Annotated in this window: 9 protein-coding genes; 7 read left to right on the forward strand and 2 right to left on the reverse strand. The window is 67.4% G+C overall.

All coding sequences use genetic code 11. From position 1 onward, the window contains the following. The 5 genes from hflK to OPU66_RS07210 all read left to right on the forward strand — a co-directional run. The coding region (gene hflK, locus OPU66_RS07190; RefSeq protein WP_498552930.1) for an FtsH protease activity modulator HflK at positions 1-936 on the forward strand (936 nt) is incomplete at its 5' end. Then, entirely contained in the window at positions 933-1,799 is an 867-nt protein-coding gene (gene hflC, locus OPU66_RS07195; protein ID WP_498552931.1) for a protease modulator HflC, read from the forward strand. The genes hflK and hflC, both read left to right, overlap by 4 nt. Before the next feature lie 110 nt (positions 1,800-1,909). Continuing rightward, the gene (locus OPU66_RS07200) at positions 1,910-3,415 is read left to right on the forward strand and encodes a DegQ family serine endoprotease (RefSeq protein ID WP_498552932.1); all 1,506 of its coding nucleotides are present in this window, start codon (positions 1,910-1,912) and stop codon (positions 3,413-3,415) included. A 100-nt stretch (positions 3,416-3,515) separates the two neighbouring features. Beyond that, entirely contained in the window at positions 3,516-5,117 is a 1,602-nt protein-coding gene (locus tag OPU66_RS07205; RefSeq protein ID WP_498552933.1) for a helicase HerA-like domain-containing protein, read from the forward strand. Then, positions 5,114-5,809 carry a hypothetical protein gene (locus OPU66_RS07210; protein WP_498552934.1) on the forward strand — a complete coding sequence of 232 codons (696 nt, stop codon included), beginning with the start codon at positions 5,114-5,116 and terminating at the stop codon, positions 5,807-5,809. The genes OPU66_RS07205 and OPU66_RS07210 overlap by 4 nt, the downstream gene beginning before the upstream one ends. Positions 5,810-5,815: 6 nt before the next feature. Here OPU66_RS07210 and OPU66_RS07215 read toward each other — a convergent pair whose 3' ends face one another. Next, entirely contained in the window at positions 5,816-6,238 is a 423-nt protein-coding gene (locus OPU66_RS07215; protein ID WP_498552935.1) for an acyl-CoA thioesterase, read from the reverse strand. 35 nt (positions 6,239-6,273) lie between these two features. After that, positions 6,274-6,720, reverse strand: coding sequence for a preQ(1) synthase (queF, locus tag OPU66_RS07220; protein WP_498552936.1), 447 nt, complete (start codon positions 6,718-6,720; stop codon positions 6,274-6,276). Positions 6,721-6,866: 146 nt separating this feature from the next. Here queF and OPU66_RS07225 point away from each other — a divergent pair, with 146 nt between their 5' ends. Together OPU66_RS07225 and OPU66_RS07230 are read left to right on the forward strand one after the other, a co-directional pair. Further along, positions 6,867-8,381 (forward strand): S10 family peptidase, encoded by a 1,515-nt coding sequence (locus tag OPU66_RS07225; protein ID WP_498552937.1) that lies wholly within the window; start codon positions 6,867-6,869, stop codon positions 8,379-8,381. Between the two features lie 204 nt (positions 8,382-8,585). Further along, a complete protein-coding gene (locus OPU66_RS07230; protein WP_498552938.1) occupies positions 8,586-11,312 on the forward strand; it encodes a TonB-dependent receptor in 2,727 nt (908 codons plus the stop codon). Positions 11,313-11,322 lie beyond the last annotated feature (10 nt).

Raw genomic sequence — 11,322 nt, forward strand, 5'->3', positions numbered from 1 at the left:
CGCGGGCCGCGCCCCGGCGGGCCGACCGCGCTGGACGAGCTGCTGCGCCGGGGGCGCGACGGCTTCGGGCGCGGCGGCATGCCGGATTTCGGCGGACGGCCGATCTGGCTCTATGCGCTGCTGGCGCTGGCGGGCGCGTGGATCCTGTTCACCAGCATCCATCGCATCGGCCCGCAGGAACGCGGCGTGATCCTGCGCCTCGGCAGCTATGCCGGCACCATGGGGCCGGGCGTGAATTTCAGCTTTCCGGCCCCGATCGACCGGGTCGTCAAACAGGATATCGAGGCGATCCGCACGGTCGATATCGGCTCGCCCGCCGCCGAATCGGAAAATCTGATGCTGACCGGCGACCAGAACATCGTCGATCTCGCTTATTCGGTGCGCTGGAACATCAGCGATCCGTCGCTGTTCCTGTTCCAGCTGGCAGAGCCTGAGGAAACGATCCGCGAAGTCGGCGAAAGCGCGATGCGCGCGGTGATCGGCACGGTCAATCTGAACGATGCCATCGGGTCGGGCCGCACGGCCATCGAAACCCAGGTCGCGCAGCGGATGCAGGAAATCCTGAACGACTATCGGGCCGGGGTGCGCATCCAGGGCGTCGCCATCCGCCAGGCCGATCCGCCCCAGGCGGTCAATGAAAGCTTCAAGCGCGTGTCCGCCTCGCAGCAGCAGGCGATCCGCTACCTGAACGACGCCCGCGCCTATGCGCAGCAGGTCACGGCCCGTGCCCAGGGCGAAGCCGCGGCGTTCGACAAGGTCTATGAGGAATACCGGCTGGCGCCCGACGTCACCCGCCGCCGCATGTATTACGAGACGATGGAGCAGGTTCTGTCCAAGGTCGACAAGACGATCGTCGAGGCCCCCGGCGTGGTGCCCTATCTGCCGCTGTCCGAAGCGGCGCGGCGCGCCCGCCCGATCGAGGAGCCGGCCCAGTGAACCCGGCCCTGAACTGGCGCAATCCGGCGGTGCTGGCGGTCGCGGCGATCGCCCTGCTCGTGATCCTGGCGGCGACGCTGGCCGTCGTTCCCGAAACGCGGCAGGCGGTGATCGTGCGCTTCGGTGAGCCGATCAGCATCGTCAACCGCTACCAGCCCGGCGAAAATTTCGGCAAATCCGGGGCCGGGCTGATCGCGCGGCTGCCGTTCGTCGACCAGATCGTGTGGGTCGACAAGCGGGTGATGGACATCGAAATGGACCGGCAGCAGGTGCTGTCGACGGACCAGCTGCGGCTGAATGTCGATGCCTATGCGCGGTTCCGCATCATCGATCCGCTGCGCACCTACATCACCGCCGGCAACGAAAAGCGCGTTGCCGACCAGCTGCGCCCGATTCTGGGATCGGCGCTGCGCAACGAACTGGGCAAGGTGCCGTTTTCCCGCCTGCTCAGTCCGGAACGCGGCCAGATCATGGACAATATCCAGGCCGGGCTGAACCGGGTCGCGCGCCAATATGGGGCCGAAATCGTCGATGTGCGGATCAAGCGCGCCGACCTGCCCGAAGGCACGCCGCTCGATTCGGCGTTCGAGCGGATGCGCTCGGCGCGCGAGCAGGAAGCGCTGACTATCGATGCCCAGGGCCGCAAGCAGGCGCAGATCATCCGCGCCGAGGCCGATGCCGAAGCCGCGCGCACCTATGCCGGCAGTTTCGGCAAGGACGCCGATTTCTACGAATTCTACCGGGCGATGCAGAGCTATCGGCTGACCTTCGGGGCCAATGGCCAGACGCCGGAAGCGGGGACGAACATCATCCTGTCGCCGGGCAACGCCTATTTGCGGGAGTTCAACGGACGCGGTCGGTGATGATGTCGTCGATGACAAACGTCATTCAAAATCCGTTCAGCCGCCCTGCTTCACGGGGAAAAGGCTGCGGATCCGGTCCGCACCGCTGTGACACGAGAGGATAAGATCACGTGCGCTACGCCTATGCCATCACTTCCGCGCTGCTGCTTGGCGGTGTCGCCACTTCGCTGACGCTGCATCAGCCGCTCGGTGCCCAGCAGGCCCAGCCAGCGGCCACCGCGCCGAGCGGCGCGCCGCAGAGCTTTGCCGATCTGGCCGCGCGGCTGCAGCCGGCGGTCGTCAACATCTCGACCACCCAGCGCGTTCAGGTCCGCGCCGCCAATCCCTTTGCCGGCACCCCCTTTGCCGATCTGTTCGGCGGCGGCGAGGCGGGGCGGCCGGTCACCCGCCAGGCCCAGTCGCTCGGCTCGGGCTTCATCATTTCGGCCGATGGCTATATCGTCACCAACAACCATGTCGTCGCCCCCGGGCGCGAGGGCGCGGTGGTCGAATCGATCACCGTCACCCTGCCCGACCGGCGCGAGTTCAAGGCGCGGCTGATCGGCCGCGATCTCGCCTCGGACCTGGCGGTGCTCAAGATCGATGCGACCAACATGCCGTTCGTCAAATTCGGCGATTCGACGCGCACCCGCGTCGGCGACTGGGTGATGGCGATCGGCAACCCGTTCGGGCTGGGCGGCACGGTGACCGCCGGGATCGTGTCGGCGCTGCACCGCAACACCGGTCAGGGCGGGGCGTATGACCGCTATATCCAGACCGATGCCTCGATCAATCAGGGCAATTCGGGCGGGCCGATGTTCGACCTGAACGGCAATGTGGTCGGCATCAACACCGCGATCTTCTCGCCCTCCGGCGGCAATGTCGGCATCGGTTTCGCCATCCCGGCCGAACAGGCCAAGCCGGTGATCGACCAGCTGATGAAGGGCGGGCGCGTCAAGCGCGGCTATCTGGGCGTCCAGATCCAGCCGATCGACGAAACGATTGCCGAGTCGCTCGGGCTGGAGAAGAACCGCGGCGAGCTGATCGCCGGGGTCGAGCCGGGGCAGGCGGCGGAACGCGCCGGCATCCGCCAGGGCGATGTCGTCGTCTCGGTGGGCGGCGAGCCGGTGACCCCGGACCAGACGCTGTCCTATCTGGTGTCGAACAGCGCCATCGGTGCCAAGGTGCCGATCGAGCTGCTGCGCGACGGCCGCCGGATGACGGTGACGGTCACGGTCGGCGAACGCCCGCCCGAAGAGCAGCTGGCGCAGCGTTTCGGCGGCGAAGACGGCCAGTTCGGCAATGAAGAGAATGACGAGGATACGCAGGCAGCGGCGCAGGCGGCCATCGGCCTGGCGGTGCAGCCGCTGACCCCGGCCATTGCGCGGCAGGTCGGCGCGCCCGCCAATACGCGCGGGCTGGTGATCGGCGGCATCGATCCGTCGAGCGACGCGGCGACCAAGGGGCTGCAGCGCGGTGACATCATCATCGCGATCAACCGCCGCCCGGCCGCCAGCCTTGACGATGTCCGCACCGCCGTGGCGGAGGCCAAGGCCGCCGAGCGCGGCAGCGTGCTGCTGCTCGTCCAGCGCGGGGCCAATCCGCCGCGCTATATCGGCGTGCGGATCAAGAAGTAACGTCGCAACCAGTGCCGAAAGCCCTCTCCCGCCCGGCGCGGGGGAGGGTTTTTCTTTGCCCCCATGACCGCCGCGGCGCTACCAAGCGAAGGCCGCGGCAATGGCCGGGGACAAGGGGGAGCAGGGGATGATGGCCGAGGACGGGATCTTCATCGGCGCCGGCATCGGCGCGACGGGGCTGGCCGACAGCCCCCAGCTGCTCAACTTCCGCCGCGCCAACCGCCACGGGCTGATCGCCGGCGCGACCGGAACCGGCAAGACCGTGACCCTGCAAGGGCTGGTCGAAGGCTTCAGCCGGGCCGGGGTGCCGTGCTTCGTCGCCGATGTGAAAGGCGATCTGGCCGGGCTGGCCATGCCCGGATCGCCGCTTGCCAAGACCCATGCGATCTTCGCCGCGCGCGCCGCCGAGATCGGCATGACCGACTGGGCCTATGGCGACATGCCGGTGCAATTCTGGGATCTGTTCGGCGAACAGGGCCATCCGGTGCGCGCCACCGTGTCGGACATGGGACCGGTGCTGCTCGCGCGGCTGATGAACCTCAACGACACGCAGGAAGGCGTGCTGACCATCGCCTTTCACGTCGCCGATCATGACGGGCTGCTGCTGCTCGACCTTGATGATCTGCAGGCGATGCTCGCCCATTGCGCCGAGCGGGCGGCCGAGCTGACGACCAGTTTCGGCAATGTGTCGAAGCAGAGCGTCGGCGCGATCCAGCGCGCCCTGCTCCAGCTGCGCGCCCAGGGCGGCGACCATTTCTTCGGCGAGCCGGCGCTCGACCTCAACGATTTCCTGAACACCGACGAGGCCGGGCGCGGCGTGGTCAATCTGCTCGCCGCCGACCGGCTGATGGCCAGCCCGCGCCTCTATTCGACCTTCCTGCTGTGGCTGCTGTCGGAACTGTTCGAGCGGCTGCCCGAAGTCGGCGATCCCGACCGGCCGAAGCTGGTGTTCTTTTTCGACGAGGCGCATCTGCTGTTCAACGAAGCGCCCCCGGCGCTGGTCGAGAAGATCGAGCAGGTGGTGCGGCTGATCCGCTCCAAGGGCGTCGGCGTCTATTTCATCACCCAGAATCCGGTCGACATCCCCGACAGCGTCGCCGGCCAGCTTGGCAACCGCGTCCAGCACGCGTTGCGCGCCTTCACCCCGCGCGACCAGAAGGCGATCCGCGCCGCCGCCGAGACCTTCCGCGCCAATCCCGGCGTCGATGTCGCGACCGCGATCACCGAGCTGAAAGTGGGCGAGGCGCTGGTGTCGCTGCTGCAACCCGATGGCGCGCCCAGCCCGGTCGCGCGCACATTGATCAAGCCGCCCGCGTCGCGTGTCGGCCCGCTGACGCCCGAGGAACGCGCGGCGGTGCGCGCCGCCGATGCGCTTGGCGGGCGTTACGACACCCGCATCGACCGCGAATCGGCCGAGGAATTGCTTGCCGCGCGCGCCGAAGCTGCTGCCGCCCGCGCGGCTCAGGCCAGCGCCGCGAGCGACGCGCCGGAGGATGCGCCGGCAGATCAGGGGCGGTCGGGCCAGACCACGCTCGACATTGCGCTGCGTTCGGCCGCCCGCGCGGCATCCTCGTCGCTCGGCCGGCAGGTCGCCAACGAAATCGGCCGCGCGATGTTCGGCGGCGGCGGCCGGCGGCGGCGCAGCGAAGGCGGGCTGGCCGGGCAACTGCTGCGCGGCATGCTGGGCACGCTGCTGAAATGATCGCGGCGGGCGGTGGTGAACGACATGGAGGACGGCGACCGAAGACGAGCGCATGGCAGATCGGGGTGGCGCTGGCGGTGACGATTGCCGCCCCGGCGGGGGCAGCGGCGCCGACGGAGGCAGCGGCGCCGGGCGTCTATGTCGCGCATCAGCCGGAAATCGCCGCACAGCTGGAGCTGGGGGCCGATGGCCGGTTCCGCTTCGCGCTCAGCTATGGCGGGCTGGACGAGGCGGCGCGCGGCAGCTGGCGGGCCGAGGCGGGTGGCGTGGTGCTGACCACCGAGCCGGCGGTGCGCCCGCCGCGCTTTGCAGTCATCAGCGACACACCGAGCGCGGACGGCGCGCTGCATGTTTCGCTCAGCGATCCCGATCTGCTGCAGGGCGCGCCGCTGACGCTGGCCATCACCTATGCCGATGCCCCCCGGCCGGTGTTCGTGGAGGCGGAAGAAGATGGCCGCGTGCCACTCGCGCCCGGGCGGACACCGCTTTCGATCGTGCCCGACCTGCCGGCCTTTCCGGTACCGCTCGCCGCGCACCGGCTGGCCGGGCCGGCGCGGCGCATCCAGTTCCGGTTCGAACCCAATGACATGGGCGTCGCCGATTTCCGGGGCGAAAAACTGCCATTCGATGGCGGCGCGCTCGTCCTGACGCGCCATGGCCGGGCGATCCGGCTGGACCGGAATGCCCAGTAGCCGCGATCAGGCGCGGTCGCCGACCTCTTCCATCCGCTGCATGAAGCGGGCGATCAGATCGGCGGCCAGCCGCACCGGGCGGCGGGTGTTGACGTCGATACAGCACCAGCTCGACCGCACTTCGGCCAGCACCTCTTCGCCGCGCTTGATCAGCGTTTCGTAGAAGGCGCGCGCGCCCTCGACCTTTTCCAGCACCACCGTCGCGATCACCTGATCGTCGATAAAGGCCGGCTTGCGGTAGGTGATCTCGTGCTTGAGCGCGACCCACAGCTTTGCCGCCACCTCGTCCGCCGGGGCGAAGCGCCGCCAATGGCTGACGACCGCATCCTGCACCCAGTTGAGATAGCGGCTGTTGTTCACATGGCCCATGAAATCAATGTCGTCGGGCAGGATGCGAATCGGGTGCTCGTGCGGCGCGGCGGTCGTCATGTTGGGCAGCTTACACCATTGTCATTAACGGGTCATCACCCCCGGCCGCGATAGCCGGGCACGCCCTGATCGGGCAGCCACAGCCCCTCGGGCGGCGGGCCGGACTGCCAGAACACGTCGATGGGAATGCCGCCGCGCGGATACCAGTAACCGCCGATGCGCAGCCACAGCGGCTGCATTTCGGCAACCAGCCGTTCGGCGATGCCGACCGTGCAATCCTCGTGAAAGCCCGCATGGTTGCGGAACGCGCCCAAAAACAGCTTCAGCGACTTGGATTCGACGATCGTCGCCGCCGGCGCATAATCGATCACGATATGCGCGAAATCGGGCTGGCCGGTCACCGGGCACAGCGAGGTGAACTCCGGCGCGGTGAACCGCACCAGATAGGGGCGGCCCGGGCGCGGATTGGGCACATAATCGAGCACCGCGTCCTCAGGCCGGGCGGGCAGGGCGGAGGTCTGGCCAAGATGCAAGGGGGTCATGCCCGGCCCATAGCGGCTTTCGCGGCGCGCGCCAAACCGCACGGGGGGCGGTGCGATTCGTCGAAAATGGGTTTTGCCCGCGCCCGCGCGGTGACAGATAAGCACCGCGCCGCCGGCCCGGGACCGCGGTGACAAAGGGAGAGAGAATGTTGCAGAACAAGATCGCCGCCTTGCTCGCCGCAAGCCTGCTGGCCGCGCCGCTCGGCGCCCCGCTTGCCGCGCAGGAGAAGCCCAAGGATGACAGCCGCGCGGAAAAGTCCGCCGAACGCGCGCCCCAGATCGTCACCGTGCGCCGCACCGGCACCTTTGGCGGCCAGCGGATCAGCTATGCCGCGACCGCCGGCGAAATGTTCCTGAAGGACAGTGACGGCACGCCCAAGGCGGCGATCAATTACTACAGCTATGTCAAGGAACCGCGCGACCCCAGCCGGCCGGTCACCTTCCTGTTCAACGGCGGCCCCGGCTCGGGATCGGTCTGGCTGCACATGGGCGCGTTCGGCCCCAAGCGCGTCGCCATCCCGTCCGATGGCCGCGACGATGGCGCGCCGCCCTATCCGATCGTCGACAATCCCGATGCGCTGCTCGACGTCACCGACATCGTGTTCATCGACCCGGTCGGCACCGGATTCAGCCATGCGCTCGGCAAGACCGACCCCAAGGATTATTGGGGCGTGACCAAGGACGCCAAGGCGGTCGCCCAGTTCATCCGCCTGTGGCTCAACGACAATGGCCGCTGGAACAGCCCCAAATTCCTTGGCGGCGAAAGCTATGGCACCACCCGCTCGGCCGCGGTCGCGAACGAGCTGGAGGGCCAGTATAATGATGTCGGCCTCAACGGGATCATCCTGATTTCGGCGATCCTCGATTTCGGCGCTCAGGCCGAGGTGGAGGGCAATGACATGCCCTATGTGATCGCGGTGCCGTCGATGGCGGCGGTCGCCTGGTATCACAACAAGGTCGCCGACCGCCCGGCCAGCCTCGCCGCCTTCGTCGCCGAGGCGCGCGCCTTTGCCACCGGCCCATATGCCACCGCGCTGCTCAAGGGCGTGGCGCTGCAGGGTGAGGAGCGTGCGGCGGTGCGCCGCCAGCTCGCCCGCTTCACCGGCCTGTCGGAAGAGTTTCTGGAGCGCACCGACCTGCGCCCGGCACCGGGCCGGTTCTGGAAGGAACTGCTGCGCGACCGGGGGCTGGTCGTCGGGCGGCTCGACAGCCGCTATACCGGGCGCGACCGCGACAATGCCGGCGAAGGCTTTGACAACGATCCGAGCTTTTACGGCATCGATGCCGGCTATGCGGCCGCGATCAACAGCTATGTCCGCGACGATCTGGGGTTCAAGACCGACCGCCAATATGTGACCATCGGCTCGGTCCAGCCCTGGGACTGGGATCTCGGCCGGGGCGAGGATGTCTATTACAAGTCGGTCGCGCCCTATCTGGGCCGGTCGCTGCGCGAGAATAGCGGGCTGCGCATCTTTGTCGGTCAGGGCTATTATGATTTCGCCACGCCGTTCTTCGGGGCCGAATATGCGCTCAGCCGCACCGGCTTCCCGGCCGACCGGATCAAGTTCGAATATTATGAATCCGGCCACATGATGTATGTGCGCGACGAGGACCGGGCCAAGCTGTCCCGCGACATCCGCGCCTTTATCCGCAGCCGTTGACGCTGACCGGGGTGCGGGACACGGTCCCGCGCCCCGACCGCCCGACCGTTGCCGTAGCGTCAGACGTGATCACGATCCCTCAGTGTGACAAAAACGCCGCGCCGGGGCGAAATTTCGTGCGCATAGACGCTGACGACGCTGGATATGGGCGACAAGCGCCTCTAGCTTTCGTGCCAAACAACAAGAAATCCTATGGAGGGGTTGATGAAAAAAGCATCTTGGCTGATCTCTGCTGCCTGCCTGCTCACGGCCGCCCCGGCCTTTGCCCAGGACGCCCAGACCTCGGGCCAGGCCGCGGACCAGGCCGCGGCCGCGCAGGATGATCGCGGTCTGAATGCCGGCGACATCGTCGTCACCGCCACCCGCCGTGCCGAGGCGCTGTCGGACATTCCGATCGCCGTGTCGGCCGTGACCGGTGAATCGCTGCGCAACTCGGGCGCGTTCGACATCCGCCAGCTCAACCAGATCGCGCCGTCGCTGCTCGTGTCGTCGACCGGCACCGAAGCCAACGGCTCGGCGCGTATCCGCGGCATCGGCACGGTCGGCGACAATCCCGGCCTCGAAAGCTCGGTCGCGGTGTTCATCGACGGCGTCTATCGCTCGCGCTCGGGCATCGGGCTCAACGAACTCGGCGAGATCGAGCGGATCGAAGTGCTGCGCGGCCCGCAGGGCACGCTGTTCGGCCGCAACGCCTCGGCCGGTCTCATCCATGTCATCTCGAAAAAGCCGAGCTTCGATCTGGGCGGCTATGTCGAGGCCGAATACGGCAATTATGATTATCTGCGCATGGCCGGCGCGATCACCGGCGGGCTGACCGACACGCTCGCCGCCCGCGTCGACGCCGTCTATTCACGGCGCGACGGCTTTCTGCGCGACACGGTCAGCGGGCGCGACCTCAACAACCGCGACCGCCTGTTCCTGCGCGGCCAGCTGCTGTTCGAGCCGAGCGAGGATCTGACCGTCCGCCTGATCGGCGACTATACCGACCGCAACGAGGAATGCTGCGCCGCCGTCTATCTCGACCAGGCGACCGTGCCGCAGGTCGGCGGGCTGCTCAGCAACGCCAACTCGATCATCCCGGTGCTGACCGCACTCGGCCAGCCGACGGCACAGTTCAGCAACCCCTATTCGCGCGAAATCGCCATCACGCCGTTCCGCTCCTATGCCGGCATCACCAAGGACTGGGGCCTGTCGGGCGAAGTGAACTGGAATCTGGGCGGCGCAACGCTGACCTCGATCACCGCCTATCGCAGCTACCGCACCAATCAGGCGGGCGATGTCGATTACGGCTTTGTCGACATTCTCTACCGCGCGCCGGGCGACAGCGCCCAGCAGCGCGAGTTCAGGACCTTCACCCAGGAACTGCGCCTCAACGGCTCGGCGTTCGACGACAAGCTCGACTGGCTCGTCGGCGGCTTCTTCTCGGATGAAGATCTGACGCTGACCGACAATCTGCGGTTCGGCTCGCAATATGGCCGCTTCGCCAGCTGCCGCTTCGTCAACGCAGCACTGTCGCCCTTCTTCTCGCCGGGCAACACCGGCTGTCTGTCGCCGACCGGGCGGGCGGCGCTCAATGCCGGGCTGACCCCGCTCGGGGCCGGCGGCGCGCTGGCGGTGGCCGGGCTCGACCGCCTCGACACGCTCAACGACCGCGGCACCATCCGCGACCGTTATTTCCAGAACAGCCGCAACTGGGCGCTGTTCACCCACAATATCTTCCACATCACCAGCAACCTCGATCTGACGATCGGCCTGCGCTACACCAATGAGCGCAAGCGGCTGAACGCCAGCTTCGGCAACGACAACACCGTCTGCACGCAGAACCAAGCGCTGCTCAGCGGGCTGCTGGCGACGCCGCTCGCCAGTGTGGCAAGTGGGATCCTCGGCCTCAGCTGCCAGGGCAACTCGACCGCCGAGCTCAACGGGGTGACGATCAATGATCGTCGTAACGAAAGCGAGTTCACCGGCACCGGCGTGCTGTCGTGGAAGCCGACCGACGATCTGCTGGTCTATGGCAGCTATTCGCGCGGCTATAAGGCGGGTGGCTTCAACCTCGACCGTTCGGGGCTGAAGGCGCCGGTCGCGACCTTTGCCAGCCTGGGCGGTGCGCAGGCGCTGGTTCGCAACCTCCAGTTCGACCAGGAAATCAACGACGCGTTCGAACTGGGCCTGAAATATTCCACGCGGACCTTCTCGCTCAACGCGGCGATCTTCCGGCAGGAATTCCAGAACTTCCAGCTCAACACCTTCAACGGCGCGTTCTTCATCGTCCAGAACATCAATGGCTGCGGCAGCGATCTGGGCGGCGGGGACCGCGACACGAGCGCAACCACCGGCCAGTGCGGGGCCAACAACATCGTCCCGGGCGTGCTCAGCCAGGGTGTCGAACTCGAAGCCTCGCTGCGGCCGACCCGCTATCTGTCGATCAGCCTTGGCTACACCTATGCTGACACCAAGTTCGAATCGAACCTGGTCGGCACCGACGATGGCGCACCGCTCGATCCGGCGCTCCGCCTGCTGCCGGGCCAGCAGCTGTCGCTGGCACCGCAGTCGGTGGCGACGGCCTCGTTCAGCTGGACGCCGCCGATCGGCAGCAACGGCATGTCGGGTCTCGTCTATTTCGACGCGCGCACGCAGAACGACTTCAACACCGGCTCCGACCTGTTCCCGCAAAAGGAACAGGACGGCTTCACGGTGGTGAATGCCCGTATCGGCCTGCGCGGCAAGGACGAGCGCTGGTCGCTCGAACTGTGGGCGCAGAACCTGTTCAACACCCGCTTCACCCAGGTGGCGTTCAACTCGCCCTTCCAGGCGGGCGGCACCAACCTGACCGCCTTCCCGGCGGCCCAGTTTCCCGGCGGCACGCAGATCTTCTCGGCGTTCCTCGGCGAACCGCGCACCTATGGTCTGACGCTGCGCAGCCGCTTCTGATCCGGCTGCA

Source organism: Sphingomonas sp. URJC2 (assembly GCF_059803575.1).